Here is a 15,770-nt window from a genome sequence, read left to right as displayed (position 1 = left end):
GACCGCCTGGGGCTTCCTATCCTTTTTATTATTAATGATAAAGGGCTATTTGATATCATTCATTTATCATCAAGTAGCTCGCCCCACTCCCTAATAGACCAATTGAATCAACAGGTTAACTTACATAAACTATACATTATTATATGGACCATTCAGACTCTTGGGCTGATTCCACATTCGGTTTCCCCACTTCAGATCAACAAAAAAAGCACCATCTAATTTCTGATGATGCCTAATACAATTTCATTTAAGACTTTTTAATTTTATAATTTTTATGATTTACAACCGTAATAAGGGGTTCTCCTTTATCTTTTGAAAAGCCGTAATTAACCATTACGGAATTTTCTCTTATTGCGGAAACCTCTCCTTCAAGATCTTTCCCATCTCGTTTAAAGGAAATTACATCGCCAATTTTAGCAGTAGCCATTCCATCACCTCAAATTTATAATATCCAAAAGCTTGTAAGGGTAAACTCTTAAAAATAAAACGCTTGCATTTTTTAAAAACTGTTTTATAATACTTGTATACAAGTATACTTGATTTAATAGAAGGTGACAAAATGTTGCAAGGACAGGAATCACTCTATCCTCAAAAATGGCTTTCAAAAGCATCCACAGGTGATCGCATAACTTCTGAACTAAGAATGCGCATTATTTCCGGGTTGATTGAAAGCGGTACCATATTATCGGAAAATAAGTTAGCAGCAGATTTTAATGTGAGCCGTTCACCCATTCGTGAAGCACTAAAAGTACTGGCTTCCGAGAATATGATTCGATTAGAAAGAATGGGTGCAGTTGTTATTGGTTTAACTGAGAAGGAAATAGAAGAAATATATGATGTTCGACTATTGATAGAAACGTTTGTATTTGAACGTCTTGTCAACCAAGATACAACTGAATTAGTTCAGGAATTAAGTAAAATCCTTGAAATGATGAAGATTGCCATAAAATATAAAGATGCTGACGAGTTTTCCTATCAGGATGTCTTATTCCATGAAACGATCATTCGGGCAATTAATCATTCTTATATCTTAATGATTTGGAATAATGCAAAACCTGTTATGGAAGCCTTCATTCTTTTATCAATGCGCGTACGTTTAAAAGAGAAATACGAAGACTTCTCACGAATTATTGAAAATCACCAGCTCTATATTGAAGCCATCAAAACTAAGAATAGAAACCTCATGATTCAATCTTTACACCAAAACTTTGATGATGTTCAAGGTAAAGTAGAAGACCTTTGGATGTCGCAACAAATGCTATCTAAAGGAGTAGTGAGAGAAAATGACTAATTATATGTTAGGTATTGATATTGGTACGACAAGTACTAAAGCAGTATTATTTAGCGAACAAGGCGAAGTGATTCAGCAAGAAAATATTGGTTACCCTCTTTACACACCTGATATTTCGACTGCTGAACAAGACCCTGAAGAGATTTTTAATGCTGTGATTACTGCCATTACTAAAATTATGAAACATCAATCTCACAAAAATATATCGTTTGTTTCTTTTAGTAGTGCGATGCATAGTCTTATTGCAATTGATGAAAATGATGAACCACTTACACCATGCATTACCTGGGCAGATAATCGAAGTGAGGCCTGGGCACATAAAATTAAAGATGAATTAAACGGGCATGAAGTTTACAAACGAACCGGAACACCTATTCATCCTATGTCACCATTAAGTAAAATCACATGGATTGTGAATGACCGACCTGAAATCGCTACCAAGGCTAAAAAGTATATTGGAATTAAAGAATATGTTTTTAAAAAGTTCTTTGATCAATATGTGGTTGACTATTCTCTCGCTTCTGCAATGGGAATGATGAATCTCAAAAAACTCGATTGGGACGAGGAAGCTTTAATGATTGCCGGTATTACACGAGATCAGTTATCAAAGCTCGTGCCAACAACGGAGATTTTTACAAATTGTAATCCTGAATTGGCAAAACAATTGGGAATTGACCCACAAACTCCTTTTGTAATTGGTGCAAGTGATGGCGTACTTTCTAATCTTGGGGTAAATGCGATTGGAAAAGGCGAGATTGCTGTGACAATAGGGACAAGCGGTGCCATTCGAACCATTATTAATCAACCGCAGACTGATGAAAAAGGACGTATTTTTTGTTACGCATTAACAGACAATCATTGGGTCATTGGCGGTCCTGTTAATAATGGTGGGATGGTACTTCGCTGGATAAGAGATGAATTTGCTGCATCTGAAGTTGAAACAGCGAAAAGACTTGGGATTGATCCATATGATGTATTAACTAAAATTGCTGAACGCGTAAGGCCTGGAGCTGATGGTTTACTCTTCCATCCATTCCTTGCAGGTGAACGAGCACCATTATGGAATCCTGATGTACGCGGTTCATTTTTCGGGCTTACATTGTCGCATAAGAAAGAACATATGATACGCGCAGCCCTTGAAGGCGTTATCTTCAATTTATATACTGTATTCTTAGCACTTATTGAATGTATGGAAGGCCCTGTTACACGAATCCAAGCAACTGGTGGGTTTGCCAGATCAGATGTTTGGAGACAAATGATGTCTGATATCTTTGATTTGGAAGTTGTGGTACCAGAAAGTTATGAAAGTTCCTGTTTGGGAGCTTGTATCCTTGGGCTTTATGCAACAGGAAAAATTGATTCATTTGAAGTAGTTTCTGAAATGATTGGCAGCACCCACAAACATGCACCTAAAGAAGAGGCTGCAAAAGAATATCGACAACTAGTCCCCATCTTTATTAATTTGTCTAGAGCATTAGAAGAGGACTATACGCGGATTGCCAATTATCAAAGAAGCTTAATAAAGTAATACATGCCTAAGCGGGGATTTATCACTCATCCCCGCTGATGGTATACACATTTCAGTTATTTGACAGCGCTTACCAGCAAATATTTTGGTGTGGATAACTGAAAAAATGTTCATTTTGGGTACTACCTCCGTTAAAGCGGAATTTATAAAAATAAAAACATCATAGGGGGAAATGACAATGCCATTAGTAATAGTAGCAATTGGTATTATAGCTTTACTTATTTTAATTATGGGCTTTAAATTAAACACATTTGTTTCACTTATCATTGTCTCATTCGGTGTAGCCATCGCACTTGGAATGAAGTTAGACGAAATTATCGCAACAATCGAAGCAGGTTTAGGTGGAACTCTTGGACATATAGCACTTATCTTCGGACTTGGTGCCATGCTGGGTAAATTAATTGCCGATTCAGGCGGCGCGCAGCGAATTGCGATGACTCTTGTTAATAAATTTGGCGAAAAGAATATTCAGTGGGCTGTAGTGGCTGCTTCATTCATTATCGGTATTGCTTTATTCTTTGAAGTAGGATTAGTTTTATTGATTCCAATCGTATTTGCCATTTCAAAACAATTAAAGGTTTCTATCCTTTATCTAGGTATTCCAATGGGTGCAGCATTATCTGTAACACATGGATTTTTACCGCCGCATCCTGGACCAACTACTATTGCAGGTGAATTTGGTGCCGATCTTGGCCAAGTATTACTTTACGGTTTTATTATTGCTGTTCCAACTGTCATTATCGCTGGACCTTTATTTACAAAGCTAGCTAAAAAATTGGTTCCTGCATCATTTACAAAAACGGGTGATATTGCCTCTTTAGGTGAAATCAAAACATTTAAACTTGAAGATACACCAGGATTTGGAATCAGTGTTTTTACGGCAATGCTTCCTGTCATCCTAATGTCAATCGCTACAATTTTAACTTTGCTTCAAAAAACTATGGGATTTGCAGATAATACTTTCCTAGCTATTATCCGTTTTGTTGGTGGCGCATCTCCTGCCATGGTGATCTCTTTATTAGTTGCTATTTATACAATGGGATTGGCGAGAAAGATACCGATCAAAACGGTAATGGATTCTTGTACAGAAGCGATTTCACACATTGGCATGATGCTCTTAATCATTGGGGGCGGCGGTGCCTTCAAACAAGTATTAATTAATGGTCATGTAGGTGACTATGTAGCTGAGTTATTTAAAGGAACGAACATTTCACCGATTCTACTAGCTTGGATTATTGCAGCCATCTTACGTATTTCATTAGGTTCTGCGACAGTTGCAGCCTTAACAACTGCTGGTTTAGTTATTCCAATGTTGGGTCAATCTGATGTAAATCTAGCTTTAGTTGTACTTGCAACGGGTGCTGGAAGCTTAATTGCTTCACACGTCAATGATGCTGGTTTCTGGATGTTTAAAGAGTATTTTGGTTTAAGCATGAAAGAAACATTCGCAACTTGGACACTACTTGAGACGATTATTTCGGTAGTCGGGTTAGGATTTGTACTCTTACTGAGCTTAATAGTATAACCATTTTGGGGACAGTCCCCCACCGCTTTAAAGCGGTGAGGGACTGTCCCCTCTTTATTTATTTTCCGTCTACTACTTCTTTCAAGATTTCATAAGATCGTTTTTGCTTTTCTGGATCATAGATATACGATACAGCCATGATTTCATCTACTTCATAGTAATTTTGGAATGAAGTCAACTGATGTCGGATGGTCTCTTTGCTTCCTAATAATGTAACACTGGACATAGAGGTAGCCATTTCTTTTTCCATTGGATTCCAAATCTGATCCATGTTTTCAACTGGCGGTCGTAATGGATTCCTAGAACCCCGAACTACATTTAAGAAGAATTGCTGCATGGTTGTAGACAACCATTCGGCTTCATCATCAGTCTCAGCAGCAATCACATTTAAACAAACAATCATATATGGTTTATCCAAATACATCGAAGGCTGGAAACGGCTACGATATATCTTAATTGCTTCTTCCATATATCTAGGTGCAAAGTGCGAAGCAAAAACATAGGGAAGACCTAAACTTGCTGCTAAATAAGCTGAATCTGTGGAAGAACCAAGAATATAGAGTGGAATATTTGTCCCCACGCCAGGATAGGCTTTCACATAGCTTTGTTGATCCTCTGGACCAAAGAATGTTAGCAGTGCCTTAACATCTTCTGGAAAGGTATAGACCGAGTCATTCTTAGAGCGTCTTAAGGCATTAGCCGTCATCATATCTGTACCAGGAGCACGACCAAGTCCCAATTCTACTCGTCCTGGGTATATTGTCTCCATGGTACCAAATTGTTCAGCTACCACTAATGGTGCATGGTTAGGAAGCATAATCCCGCCAGACCCCACATGTATGGTATTGGTATGTTCTAATGTATGTTTGATTAGAATAGATGTCGCTGAACTAACAAGGGTGGGAGTATTATGATGTTCAGCAATCCAGTAGCGTTTATACCCCATCTCTTCTACTGCTTGGGCAAGGTCCACCATTGATTCAATTGCTTCTTTCGATGTTTGTCCCTCTCGAATCGGTGCTAAATTTAAAACAGAAACTGGTATTTGAATTGATGCCATATTAAATTTGTCCTTTCATTTTGAAAATATATTACTATACTATCAATAGGAACACAGGAAACAAACTTAAATGCTTACTATTCATGAAAAAGAGGAGGTCATCCCCCCTCTTACATTTTCCCTAATGTTGTTAATCAACAAAATAATTTTTCAATTAAATCTATTTATTCTTGGTACTACTTTGCTGCTGTATAGTTACATGTTTTGGACGTTCTGGATACGTACCTTTACCATCATCAGGCCCAGTAAGGTCATTTCTTTGATCCAAAACATTCCCCTTATACTCAATTGGATGTTTTCCAGACATTTCATTCACCTCAAATTATTTTCGTATCTATTCTCCTAACTCTTCTTTCCTTGAAACTTCATCTTCATTTCTGCTTCACTCATGTTTGGATTTTTTCTTGGTGTAGTTTTATTTAGTGCTTTTTTTAATTCAACAGTTGCATCATCGTTTGTATTATACTTTCCATCCAATGCGGCTACCTCCTTTTTGATATTTATTATTAAACGGAATCAACATGTTCATTCCTTTATTAGAGGTTTCCACTTCATTGACAGCATAGAAGGAACATGTTATATTTATCTCGAATTAGAGATATTTTAATTAAGGATACTTCTTAGTCAGAAGTTCAATCTTATTAAGTAGTAATTACTTCACCTGGCATACTATAGACATACCCAAATTTAAATAATTGGAGGGTTTAATATGAACGGATTAAAAGGAATTCACCATGTAACAGCTATTACAAGTAGTGCAGAAAAAAATTATGAATTTTTCACCTATGTTTTAGGGATGCGTTTAGTAAAGAAAACAGTCAATCAAGATGATATTCAAACCTATCATTTATTTTTTGCCGATGATAAGGGTAGCCCAGGTACAGATATGACATTTTTTGATTTTCCTGGCATTCCAAAAGGAGTGCACGGGACGAATGAGATTTCAAAAACCTCCTTCCGAGTACCTAATGATACAGCGATAGAGTACTGGGTAAAACGATTTGATCGTTTACATGTGAAGCACTCAGGAGTCAAGGAGTTTTTTGGTAAGAAAACTTTATCATTTGTTGATTTCGATGACCAACACTACCAATTAATTTCTGATGAAAAAAATAAAGGAGTTCTTAGCGGTACACCTTGGCAAAAGGGTCCAATCCCTTTAGAATACGCCATCACTGGATTAGGACCAATCTTTGTTCGTGTGGCCAATTTTGATTACTTTAAAGAAATGATGGAAAAAGTTCTTATGTTTAAAGAAATTGCACAAGAGGATGCTTTTCACTTATTTGAAGTAGGAGAAGGCGGTAATGGTGCCCAAGTAGTTGTCGAATACAATGCAGTACTGCCCCCATCGCAACAAGGCTTTGGTACTGTCCATCATGCAGCATTTCGTGTGGAGGATCGTACGGTTTTGGAAGAATGGATGACTCGTATTGAAGGGTTCGGCTTTGGTACCTCTGGTTTTGTTGACCGCTACTTTTTTGGGTCATTATATGTAAGAGTAGCACCTCAAATCTTATTTGAGTTCGCTACAGATGGTCCTGGATTTATGGGGGATGAGCCCTATGAAACACTCGGTGAAAAACTATCTTTGCCTCCATTCTTAGAAACAAAACGTGGTCAAATTGAAAAAATGATTCGTCCTATTGATACAGTTAGAAGCACAAAAGATTTAGTAAAAGAATATAATTAATACTTTATCACCCAAGGAAGCTTGAGATTCGGAACATCCTCAAGCTTCTTTTAAATATTGGCTGTGTTAAAAGTTAATGTTGTTTTTATAGAAAATGTTGATTGGAGCGAAGCGACGAGGAGGCTCCCCGGCACTCCCGCGGAAAGCGAAGCACCTGGAGCGGAAATCAACATTCATGTTTAACACAGCCTTAATATTTAAAGACTCATGCTTTAACCATTATTGAAAAGGAATAATCATTTGAATTAAATTCTTTACTCTTAACAAATCCCATTTTTTCATAAAGATGAATGGCCCTTTTATTAAAATTGGCCACAGTTAAGCGGATAGGAAAGTTTTTATATTTTTCTTTGATCAGGTCAAGGATAAATGTACAGTATTCATAGCCATTTCCTTTTCCAGTTTCTCCGGGATGCATACCAAGTCCAAAATCAATAAAACCATCAAGGTAGGCTCCAAACTGGTGACCTGTTGGAACCTGGGCAGACTCTCCCACGCAAAAAAAACCTATTAATTTATTTTCAGCATTAACTACAGCATAATAACTGCCATTCAATAATTCTTGAAGGGATTCATTTGTTAATTCATTATCATAAAAATCATATGGCTGGTTATATTTCCACCCCAATACTTCTTTAGCATATTGTTCATTCATTTTGTGAGACATTAGATACATAATTAAACCCCCTCTTTTTTTGAAATTGCTAATAATACATTGATGAGCTTACTAATTCTGTGTCAATCGTCCATTTTAATCTGCGAATCCATTCCTCCTGAACTGCTTGTGGCGCTTGTTCAACTTTTTGTAAGACCTTCCAAACTTTATATAAACTGTAAGCCTTTACTTTTTCAGGGGAAAGTTTGACTTGATTATACTTCTTGTATTCTTCTAAAAACAAACGATTTAATAAATCTGCCTGTTCAGGATAATGAAGCTTTGTAAACCAGCAGACCCAGATTATATCTGTTAATGGATCAGCCCATTCAGACCATTCCCAATCTAATACTGTAAGACCGGATTCAGCTGAAAATAAGACATTATGTACACCATAATCACCATGCGTTAAAACCCAATCTTTCTTTGACTCATTAATGTGTTGTAATATGTCCCTTGATCTTGAAATAAGAATTTCAGGAACAAAGTCCAAATTTAAGTTCATTTCATTTATAGTACATTTTCTAATTCCTTTTGAAGTTATAGGATGTTTCTTAATATGGATCCTATTTGCAAGTGTTTCTCCTAAGCTTTTAAACAGTACTTTTGTTGTCTCAATATCATGATTCTCTATGATTGATTGACCGTGTAATCCTTGTCTATACTCCATGACCACAAGTTTAAATTGATTTGTTTCTACTAAGTTATATATTTTCGGTACTACCTCTGTTTCTTGCAAAAAATTTAAACTATTGATTTCATTTTCGAAATCTTTATTATTTGTCTTCGCTACTTTTACAACCAATGAAGGCTGAGTCCCCTTTAATAAGAAGGTTTCATTTGTATATCCTCCTGTTAATCGGACAAGTGTAAAATCACCGTAGTGTTCTTTTAAATGATTTTTTACTAATTCTTCGATCAAAATAACACATCCACTCTGTTTATGTTCTATATGACATTTACTATTATTTAACATTTTCATAGATTAATATTACTTCTTATCAACTCTTGATTGGCCTCTTTTTTTTATAAACCTTCCAAATAACTTGTATAATAATAGAAATTCTGTTATAGTAACAGTCAATTAAATATTTCTTACTTCAATACCATTTGAAGTGAGGATAGAGGCGCAAAAACCATGAGTACTCAATTCGAGGAGAATGAGATCCACTGACAATTGTGAAAAGGGGAATTTGCCGAAGCTGAAAGAAACTCATATATCTTGAAGCTGGTTCTGCTATTGAATAAATACAGAACTGTCATATAGGTAACTATATGGAGGGCTATCTCACGCATGGGAACAATTATTAAATCATGTTTCTATTGCAGCAGCGAACCCTCGCTGTTGCTTTTTTGCGTTGACTATTAAGCTGCCTTCCCCGCTCTAATTAAAAAAAATATTTAAAGGGTGAGAAAGATGAATTTTGGCCAAGTTTTAACTGCGATGGTTACGCCATTTAATCAACAGGGGGACATTGATTATATTGCAACAAAAGAACTCATTAATTATTTAATCGCTAATGGTTCTGATGGATTAGTTATAGCTGGAACAACGGGTGAATCTCCCACATTAACGACTGAAGAAAAAGTGGACCTATTTAAATTTGTTGTAGATGTTGTTGATAGCAGAGTTCCTGTCATTGCAGGAACTGGTTCCAATAACACAAGAGCCTCTATTAGCTTAACAAAGCAAGCTGAGGATGCTGGTGTTGATGGAATTATGCTGGTTGCTCCCTACTACAATAAACCATCTCAAGAAGGATTATTTCAACACTTTAAAGCAATCGCCGAATCTACATCACTCCCGGTCATGCTATATAATATCCCAGGACGAAGTGTGGTTAATATGACTGTCGAAACAATCGTCCGTTTATCCAAGATTAATAATATTGTTGCTGTCAAAGAAGCAAGCGGAAACCTTGATGCCATGTCCGACATCATTAGCCACACTTCTAGTGACTTTACACTTTATAGTGGGGATGACGGATTAACATTACCTGTTTTAGCAATTGGTGGCACAGGAGTTGTCTCTGTTGCTTCGCATATCATTGGAAATGAAATGCAAGAAATGATCAATAATTTTAATAATGGTAATCTTAAGGAGGCAGCAACAGCACATCGTAACCTCCTTCCAGTAATGAGAGCATTGTTTGCAGCACCAAGCCCAACACCAGTAAAAGCAGCATTAAAAATGATTGGTGTACCTGTAGGTGGTGTACGATTACCACTTGTCCCATTAACGGATGTAGAACAACAAACATTACAGAATAGCCTTCCAATCAGTTTACTAAAGGTATTCAGTTAATAGAGAAAATATTTTTATTAATGAATATTTCAATAGAAGATATTTCAAAAAAAAGTTAGAAAAATCTATTCGATTGATTCTATTTCCCTTGAAAATTTGTTATAATTAAGTAGTTTTAACACTATTGAGGGGGAAAAAGATTTCATGTCAGTTGAAGTAGGCAGCAAAGTCCAAGGAAAAGTAACAGGAATCACTAATTTTGGAGCATTCGTCGAATTACCTGGAGGTACAACAGGTCTAGTGCATATTAGCGAAGTTGCAGAAAGCTATGTAAAAGATATTAATGACCATCTAAAAGTAGGCGACATGGTTGAAGTTAAAGTAATTAGTGAAAAGGATGGTAAAACTGCCCTATCCATTAAAAAAGCGATAGAAAAACCTGAAACATCATCTTATTCACAACGCCCGCCACGGCAGGGAAGATCTGATAACCGTTCAAAAGACTTCCGTCCAAAAGGTAATTTTAAACCTAAAGAAACATTTGAAGATAAAATGGCTAAGTTCTTAAAGTCTAGTGAAGAAAATTTATCTTCACTTAAGCGCAACACAGAAACAAAACGTGGTGGCCGAGGCGGAAGACGCGGATAACATTAACGTTATAAAAACTATTCATATATAGAAAAAGAGGTTGACTCTATAGAATGGGTCAACCTCTTCTTTGTCTATTACCTAAGATAAAACTGATTTAACACTATTTTTAAATTGAACCTCTTCAATAGCCGGGTCAACGGTAACCTGATTTCCTACTACCATTAAATACTTTTCTGGTGTTTTTGACCCAATAATCACACCTTTCTTTATAAGAGATTGACTTCCTACTACAGAATTTTCCAGCCAAACATTATCTTCTATTATGGTATGAGGTAAGATTACCGAATTTTTTATATGAGCCCCCTTTCCAATTTTCACACCACTAAATATTACTGCCCTTTCAACTGAACCACTTATCACCCAATCTGTCCGCAAGCTTCCATTGATTACATTGATTACATTGACCAATATGAGAATGTAATACCAGGGGGCATATATTGAGTTAAAATACCTACAGTTTCTATCCCTGAGTTTTTGCAATTACTTAAGGCAAAATCAATGATACGATACTTACCACCAAACGGCACCGCTGGCTTTACGATTGTTTTTGTAAGTAGATTAAGTCTTGTCCCCCCTACCTCCCGCTCACAGCATGGCTATCCAATTTGGTTTACTCATTGTTCTCCTCCTTTTATTTGTTTTTCATTTGTTTATACTTTTATTATCACCTGATTTTTCCATTTCTGCGGTTTACATGTGACATCTCTGTGAAAAGTTCTCGTTTTTTCATCGACACCCTCCTAAGAAAATGGTTCGTATTATGACTGTTTTTGTCCGAATGTTGAAATTAAAAAAGGATCCAAGAGATAGGACCCTTTAAAATATTATTTTTAATACAGTAATCTTGATTACGAATACAAAAATCTATCGAATAACGTTTTTATAATTGATTGAACGATCTTTGGCTCTTGATATGGTACATTTTTTTTTCTATAAGCATGCCAATAGGCCATCGCAATAAATACTGTTCCTCCTACTGCATTTCCTAAGAAAACTGGAACAAAATTGTTAAAATACTGCAACCAGGAAAAATGACCTGCAAAAATCGCAGCAGGTATAACAAACATATTAGCAACTACGTGTTGAAAACCAATGGCAACAAAAGCCATCGTAGGAAACCAAATTCCAGCTATTTTACCAGTCATGTCGTTGGCTCCATACGAAAGCCAAACTGCGGAAGCAACCAACCAGTTACAACCAATACCTGAAATAAAGGCTTGGTGAAATGAAGCCTCAAGTTTATGCTCTGCAATACTAACCGTTTTTTCTAAGTAAGGACCCGTTTCAGTAAGACCAACAATATGCCCAAAGAAATAGGCCACAAATACAGCTCCTAGAAAGTTACTAATTGTAACAAGAATCCAATTATAGATAACCATACTTGTAGTCACCTTTTTTGCCATCCTTGCAAGCGGTACGGCCATCATATTACCTGTTAATAACTCTCCTCCTGCAAGTAATGTAAGAATTAACCCAATAGGAAAGACAGTTGCGCCAATCAAGCTGCTTAATCCTTCCAAATTGATTGATAAGCTTGCTGTTACACGTATGCAAAGTAAATAACCTAGCGCAATAAATGCACCTGCTTCAAAACCTAAAATTACCGTCTGCAATGGAGAGTATGTAGTTTTCTTTGTACCATTCTCTATGGTTATTTCCATAATTTTGTCTGGTTTACTGTAGGCCATAGGGTGTTACTCCTTTTTTAATATAATTCTTTTATTTTGTGATGTTTTTAACATACTTTTATTTTATCGCACTTTACTCCTTATTCTTGTGAACGGTTCTTTAACATTTATTAAACGTTTTCAATATTTTTCCTAATTCAGCAAAAATATTTTATTCCTGTGAAATATTTGTTATAATGAAGTGGTTTTAACATTATTGAGGGGGAAATATATTTCTATGTCAGTTGAAATAGGCAGCAAAGTACAAGGGAAAGTAACAGGAATCACTAATTTTGGAGCATTCGTAGAATTGCCTGGCGGCACAACAGGTCTTGTGCATATCAGTGAAGTTGCTGAAAGCTATGTAAAGGATATTAATGACCATCTTAAAGTAGGCGACATGGTTGAAGTAAAAGTAATTAGTGAGAAAGACGGAAAAACTGCCTTATCCATCAAAAAAGCAATCGATAGACCAGAAAGTCAAACCTCTTCTTATTCACAGCGCCCAGCAAGGCAAGGAAGATCAGACAACCGCTCTAAAGACTTTCGTCCAAAAGGCAATTTCAAACCTAAAGAATCATTCGAAGATAAAATGGCTAAGTTTTTAAAGTCTAGTGAAGAAAATTTATCTTCACTTAAACGTAACACAGAAACAAAACGTGGTGGCCGAGGCGGAAGACGCGGGTAAGCTGACACGTAGTAACTATTTAACCAAGAAGAAAAGCTGACTGTTTCGAGTCAGCTTTTCTTCTTGGGCAATGATTTGTTCTCTCATACTTCTCCCAAATAAAATTTAATCCACTAAAATGTTCCATATTTTTTAATTGCAAAAGTCGTAAAAACGAATAGAGTAATTATAGTCCATAACAAGGAGATTTGTGGATTAATATCACTTACAACAAATAAGGATGGAATTTTTCCAAAGACTGCATCATCCATGGTTAAAAACCAACCAAGAAACATATTATTTGCCGCATGAGCACCAATCGTTATTTCTGCACTATTAGTTTTCGCAGTTATGTAACACCATACGATACCAGAAAGTACATAATCACTACCGACAAAAAAAGCTGAATAGTTCATTTCCGGGTTACTGAAATGAAGCATACCAAAAATAGAGCCAACAATTATTGATAATAATAGAGAATGATTAATCTTTCGCCCAAACCACTGCATTAGGTAGCTCCTAAAAAACACCTCTTCCGCCGTAGTTTGCAATGGTGTTAAGATTAAAACAAAGAAAAACAGCTGAAGAAAGTCCTCGAATTTAATATTATTGAATGAATAATCTCCTGGATTTAAAATAAAATCAATTAATGTCGTTCCGGAAACTAAGCAAAAAAATATGCTGAATCCCCAAAAAATTCTCCTCCAGTTTATTTTTTGGTTAGGAGTTATAAGAGTTTTGAATGATCGTTTATGAATCAGCCTTATGGTAATAACAAAACCTAGCACCCAAAAAACATAATTAATATGTGTCAAAACAAAATCATATAGCGGATTAACATGAACACCTACAAACTCAATTCTATCGAAATAAGAATTTGGATCACCATCTGCCTCAGCAAATACACTTAAAGCAAACATGTACATAATAGACCCTAAGAAAATGAAAAATATTATAATAACAAATGATAATAAATACCTTTTCCAATTATTTTTTCCTTGGTTCATTTTAATAAAATTTTGTTGCAAAAACTCTCCCCCTAAACTTATCTACAAGATTTTATTCTTAAATTTGTTACTATATTATATCTTTTTCCAAAAAAATACACACGAGAAGTGTTTTAACAAATCTCGTGTGTATTTTACTTTCATGTTTACTTAAACTTATTTGGAAACTGTTTTACGATCCCATCAGTTAGTATTTCGCCCATATGGATAAGGTGTTCTTCGTTCGTGTCAGCTGTTTTTATATCACCAGCCCAAGCGGCTTTTTCAACTTCCATATTTGCTCTCATATGAGGGATATCTTCTAACATTCGCTCTTCACGTACTTCTTTTTTCGTTATACTTTTTAGTAAATATTTGTAAACAGGAGCCATTCTTATGCTAGCCATGCCAGTTACTGATAAAAAAGTTACTTATTATTAATAATCAAGTCCTTACGAATTCTTTCTAAATAATATTGGTAAGCTTTTAAACAAATAGTTCTTATATATTTCTCTCCCTGCAACATTCTGAAAAAAGCAGTCAAATAATCTTTCGCTTAACCAGGGTTCATATCTTCTTTTTTGATGATATAGTCGATTGCTTGTTTTCATTCATCCCCCCAGCAATAAACCTTTTTTGCAGTTGATAGATAGGTAGCAGTAGCCAAGGTCCTTTTATCCACTGGAGCAATTTCAATGGCAACGGTTTGAAGACTTGGAAAGATTGTGCCCCATCCTAAACCAATAAGGGCACCTGAAAGAAGAAATAGGGAATGATGGTGATATGCTAAGTAAATATGTTCCAACAGCAAATAGTAGAATTGATAGATAGATAATGTTATTTGCTCCATAACGGTCATACCATTTCGATCCATTTGCCCGCGAATGGACGTGTAATAATAGCTGTAATTAAAAAAATGTAACGATGAATCCAACTTCAGACGCGTTACTATTTAATTCTTGCAAACCGTATCTCGCTACAGAAACTAATAGAAAGTAAAAAGTTGTAAAGGTAAGAAAATTTGCGATTGCACTACTAATGAAATTTTTTGTCCATAATTTTGGTTTAATCATTTTATTCCTCCTAATTATCAAACTTCTCAGGAGCTGCTTCTACTTTCCTAATTGAATTTTCAATATGTGACCAAGCCTATACAACTTTTATCAGGAAGAATCAAGGAAAATTTGATTTCCCCTTCAAACATATTTAAACCGCCCTATATCTAAAGGTAGTGCGGTGTTGTAAGAGATCGGGGGCAATCACCGCCGCCTACCGTTACAATTAGTGATATAGTTGTTTGTTGATATTAGTTATTTTTCAGTTGCTATATTACCCATTGATATGGAGATTCTATTCCAATTGTTTATTTGATTGATTATTAGTATAAGGTCAACATATTGTCTCTCGTCAAAATGTGCACGTACTCTCTGATAAAGTTCATCAGGTACACGTTTTGTAGGGATTAACGTCACATATTCTGTCAATTCAAGAGCTACTTTTTCTGCATCTGTGTAAAATGTGCACTCACTCCAAGCACTAATACAATATATACGTTGTTCCATTTCTCCCATTTTTCTAGCATCAGCTGTATGCATGTTAAGACTTGGGAAGCTCGTATTTTTATAAGTTCACGAAGATTCCGCTCTATACCTGTAGTTTTCGTATACCTTTCCATTTCCATCATGATTTTAAGTGCTTCTGTTACTACATTGTAATAATCAATTCGTTGCTCCAATTTAATTCCTCCTAAAAACGTTTTTTTATTAATTGAAGATCTTCTTTAATTTGCTTTCTGCTGAAGA

The 15,770-nt window shown here is 35.7% G+C and carries 19 protein-coding genes, 2 pseudogenes and 1 riboswitch; of the genes and pseudogenes, 7 read left to right on the top strand and 14 right to left on the bottom strand.

Annotated features, from left to right (window positions below; all coding sequences use genetic code 11):
* Nucleotides 1-247: 247 nt before the first annotated feature.
* On the bottom strand, nucleotides 248-427 hold the full coding sequence (locus AA0X95_RS14355) for a DUF2187 family protein (protein WP_308083792.1): 180 nt from the start codon (nucleotides 425-427) through the stop codon (nucleotides 248-250).
* 132 nt (nucleotides 428-559) lie between these two features.
* On the opposite strand from AA0X95_RS14355, the gene AA0X95_RS14350 reads away from it, so the two are divergent.
* The 3 genes from AA0X95_RS14350 (at nucleotide 560) to AA0X95_RS14340 (ending at nucleotide 4,344) form a co-directional block, all read left to right on the top strand.
* On the top strand, nucleotides 560-1,291 hold the full coding sequence (locus tag AA0X95_RS14350; protein WP_413298894.1) for a GntR family transcriptional regulator: 732 nt from the start codon (nucleotides 560-562) through the stop codon (nucleotides 1,289-1,291).
* Entirely contained in the window at nucleotides 1,284-2,819 is a 1,536-nt protein-coding gene (gene gntK, locus AA0X95_RS14345; RefSeq protein ID WP_413298892.1) for a gluconokinase, read from the top strand. The genes AA0X95_RS14350 and gntK overlap by 8 nt, the downstream gene beginning before the upstream one ends.
* Nucleotides 2,820-2,997: 178 nt before the next feature.
* The gene (locus tag AA0X95_RS14340) at nucleotides 2,998-4,344 is read left to right on the top strand and encodes a GntP family permease (protein ID WP_413298890.1); all 1,347 of its coding nucleotides are present in this window, start codon (nucleotides 2,998-3,000) and stop codon (nucleotides 4,342-4,344) included.
* A gap of 58 nt (nucleotides 4,345-4,402) precedes the next feature.
* Here AA0X95_RS14340 and AA0X95_RS14335 read toward each other — a convergent pair whose 3' ends face one another.
* The 3 genes from AA0X95_RS14335 to AA0X95_RS14325 form a co-directional block, all read right to left on the bottom strand.
* A complete protein-coding gene (locus tag AA0X95_RS14335; RefSeq protein ID WP_413298888.1) occupies nucleotides 4,403-5,404 on the bottom strand; it encodes an LLM class flavin-dependent oxidoreductase in 1,002 nt (333 codons plus the stop codon).
* A 160-nt stretch (nucleotides 5,405-5,564) separates the two neighbouring features.
* Nucleotides 5,565-5,711 (bottom strand): hypothetical protein, encoded by a 147-nt coding sequence (locus AA0X95_RS14330; RefSeq protein ID WP_413298886.1) that lies wholly within the window; start codon nucleotides 5,709-5,711, stop codon nucleotides 5,565-5,567.
* Nucleotides 5,712-5,746: 35 nt separating this feature from the next.
* Nucleotides 5,747-5,881, bottom strand: coding sequence for a hypothetical protein (locus tag AA0X95_RS14325; RefSeq protein WP_413298884.1), 135 nt, complete (start codon nucleotides 5,879-5,881; stop codon nucleotides 5,747-5,749).
* A 232-nt stretch (nucleotides 5,882-6,113) separates the two neighbouring features.
* Between AA0X95_RS14325 and AA0X95_RS14320 the strand changes: the two genes are divergently transcribed.
* On the top strand, nucleotides 6,114-7,097 hold the full coding sequence (locus tag AA0X95_RS14320; protein ID WP_413298882.1) for a ring-cleaving dioxygenase: 984 nt from the start codon (nucleotides 6,114-6,116) through the stop codon (nucleotides 7,095-7,097).
* 205 nt (nucleotides 7,098-7,302) lie between these two features.
* On the opposite strand, the gene AA0X95_RS14315 is transcribed toward AA0X95_RS14320, so the two are convergent.
* Nucleotides 7,303-7,773 carry a GNAT family N-acetyltransferase gene (locus AA0X95_RS14315; RefSeq protein ID WP_413298880.1) on the bottom strand — a complete coding sequence of 157 codons (471 nt, stop codon included), beginning with the start codon at nucleotides 7,771-7,773 and terminating at the stop codon, nucleotides 7,303-7,305.
* 28 nt (nucleotides 7,774-7,801) lie between these two features.
* Nucleotides 7,802-8,674 (bottom strand): phosphotransferase, encoded by an 873-nt coding sequence (locus AA0X95_RS14310; RefSeq protein ID WP_413298878.1) that lies wholly within the window; start codon nucleotides 8,672-8,674, stop codon nucleotides 7,802-7,804.
* Nucleotides 8,675-8,866: 192 nt separating this feature from the next.
* Nucleotides 8,867-9,046, top strand: a riboswitch (Lysine riboswitch).
* Nucleotides 9,047-9,169: 123 nt separating this feature from the next.
* On the opposite strand from AA0X95_RS14310, the gene dapA reads away from it, so the two are divergent.
* Complete coding sequence (gene dapA, locus AA0X95_RS14305) at nucleotides 9,170-10,057, top strand: 4-hydroxy-tetrahydrodipicolinate synthase (RefSeq protein ID WP_413298876.1); 888 nt, start codon at nucleotides 9,170-9,172, stop codon at nucleotides 10,055-10,057.
* 144 nt (nucleotides 10,058-10,201) lie between these two features.
* Entirely contained in the window at nucleotides 10,202-10,645 is a 444-nt protein-coding gene (locus tag AA0X95_RS14300; RefSeq protein WP_413298874.1) for a S1 domain-containing RNA-binding protein, read from the top strand.
* Between the two features lie 81 nt (nucleotides 10,646-10,726).
* On the opposite strand, the gene AA0X95_RS14295 is transcribed toward AA0X95_RS14300, so the two are convergent.
* The 3 genes and pseudogenes from AA0X95_RS14295 to AA0X95_RS14285 form a co-directional block, all read right to left on the bottom strand.
* The gene (locus AA0X95_RS14295; RefSeq protein ID WP_413298872.1) at nucleotides 10,727-11,008 is read right to left on the bottom strand and encodes a hypothetical protein; all 282 of its coding nucleotides are present in this window, start codon (nucleotides 11,006-11,008) and stop codon (nucleotides 10,727-10,729) included.
* A 68-nt stretch (nucleotides 11,009-11,076) separates the two neighbouring features.
* A pseudogene (locus tag AA0X95_RS14290) lies at nucleotides 11,077-11,190 on the bottom strand (sugar phosphate nucleotidyltransferase); the annotation flags it as partial.
* A gap of 306 nt (nucleotides 11,191-11,496) precedes the next feature.
* Nucleotides 11,497-12,336, bottom strand: coding sequence for a formate/nitrite transporter family protein (locus tag AA0X95_RS14285; protein WP_413298869.1), 840 nt, complete (start codon nucleotides 12,334-12,336; stop codon nucleotides 11,497-11,499).
* Between the two features lie 217 nt (nucleotides 12,337-12,553).
* Between AA0X95_RS14285 and AA0X95_RS14280 the strand changes: the two genes are divergently transcribed.
* Nucleotides 12,554-13,003 carry a S1 domain-containing RNA-binding protein gene (locus AA0X95_RS14280; protein ID WP_413298867.1) on the top strand — a complete coding sequence of 150 codons (450 nt, stop codon included), beginning with the start codon at nucleotides 12,554-12,556 and terminating at the stop codon, nucleotides 13,001-13,003.
* 113 nt (nucleotides 13,004-13,116) lie between these two features.
* Here AA0X95_RS14280 and AA0X95_RS14275 read toward each other — a convergent pair whose 3' ends face one another.
* The 5 genes and pseudogenes from AA0X95_RS14275 to AA0X95_RS14255 form a co-directional block, all read right to left on the bottom strand.
* On the bottom strand, nucleotides 13,117-14,010 hold the full coding sequence (locus AA0X95_RS14275) for a CPBP family intramembrane glutamic endopeptidase (RefSeq protein WP_413298866.1): 894 nt from the start codon (nucleotides 14,008-14,010) through the stop codon (nucleotides 13,117-13,119).
* Between the two features lie 125 nt (nucleotides 14,011-14,135).
* A complete protein-coding gene (locus AA0X95_RS14270) occupies nucleotides 14,136-14,375 on the bottom strand; it encodes a hypothetical protein (protein ID WP_413298864.1) in 240 nt (79 codons plus the stop codon).
* A gap of 200 nt (nucleotides 14,376-14,575) precedes the next feature.
* Nucleotides 14,576-14,818: a hypothetical protein gene (locus AA0X95_RS14265; protein ID WP_413298862.1), complete on the bottom strand. Its 243-nt coding sequence runs from the start codon at nucleotides 14,816-14,818 to the stop codon at nucleotides 14,576-14,578.
* Nucleotides 14,819-14,876: 58 nt separating this feature from the next.
* Nucleotides 14,877-15,041, bottom strand: a complete 165-nt coding sequence (locus AA0X95_RS14260; protein ID WP_413298861.1) for a hypothetical protein — start codon at nucleotides 15,039-15,041, stop codon at nucleotides 14,877-14,879.
* Between the two features lie 237 nt (nucleotides 15,042-15,278).
* Nucleotides 15,279-15,703 (bottom strand): annotated as a pseudogene (locus tag AA0X95_RS14255) (carboxymuconolactone decarboxylase family protein).
* Nucleotides 15,704-15,770 lie beyond the last annotated feature (67 nt).

This window comes from Neobacillus phoenicis, from assembly GCF_047302305.1.
Classification (GTDB): domain Bacteria; phylum Bacillota; class Bacilli; order Bacillales; family Cytobacillaceae; genus Neobacillus.
This window is presented reverse-complemented; position numbering and strand designations above follow the sequence as displayed.

Coding starts and splice junctions, on each gene's coding strand:
- AA0X95_RS14355 (WP_308083792.1), bottom strand. CDS start 427: ATGGCTACTGCTAAAATTGGCGATGTAATTTCCTTTAAACGAGATGGG.
- AA0X95_RS14350 (WP_413298894.1), top strand. CDS start 560: ATGTTGCAAGGACAGGAATCACTCTATCCTCAAAAATGGCTTTCAAAA.
- gntK (WP_413298892.1), top strand. CDS start 1,284: ATGACTAATTATATGTTAGGTATTGATATTGGTACGACAAGTACTAAA.
- AA0X95_RS14340 (WP_413298890.1), top strand. CDS start 2,998: ATGCCATTAGTAATAGTAGCAATTGGTATTATAGCTTTACTTATTTTA.
- AA0X95_RS14335 (WP_413298888.1), bottom strand. CDS start 5,404: ATGGCATCAATTCAAATACCAGTTTCTGTTTTAAATTTAGCACCGATT.
- AA0X95_RS14330 (WP_413298886.1), bottom strand. CDS start 5,711: ATGTCTGGAAAACATCCAATTGAGTATAAGGGGAATGTTTTGGATCAA.
- AA0X95_RS14320 (WP_413298882.1), top strand. CDS start 6,114: ATGAACGGATTAAAAGGAATTCACCATGTAACAGCTATTACAAGTAGT.
- AA0X95_RS14315 (WP_413298880.1), bottom strand. CDS start 7,773: ATGTATCTAATGTCTCACAAAATGAATGAACAATATGCTAAAGAAGTA.
- dapA (WP_413298876.1), top strand. CDS start 9,170: ATGAATTTTGGCCAAGTTTTAACTGCGATGGTTACGCCATTTAATCAA.
- AA0X95_RS14300 (WP_413298874.1), top strand. CDS start 10,202: ATGTCAGTTGAAGTAGGCAGCAAAGTCCAAGGAAAAGTAACAGGAATC.
- AA0X95_RS14285 (WP_413298869.1), bottom strand. CDS start 12,336: ATGGCCTACAGTAAACCAGACAAAATTATGGAAATAACCATAGAGAAT.
- AA0X95_RS14280 (WP_413298867.1), top strand. CDS start 12,554: ATGTCAGTTGAAATAGGCAGCAAAGTACAAGGGAAAGTAACAGGAATC.
- AA0X95_RS14270 (WP_413298864.1), bottom strand. CDS start 14,375: ATGGCTAGCATAAGAATGGCTCCTGTTTACAAATATTTACTAAAAAGT.
- AA0X95_RS14265 (WP_413298862.1), bottom strand. CDS start 14,818: ATGGAGCAAATAACATTATCTATCTATCAATTCTACTATTTGCTGTTG.
- AA0X95_RS14260 (WP_413298861.1), bottom strand. CDS start 15,041: ATGATTAAACCAAAATTATGGACAAAAAATTTCATTAGTAGTGCAATC.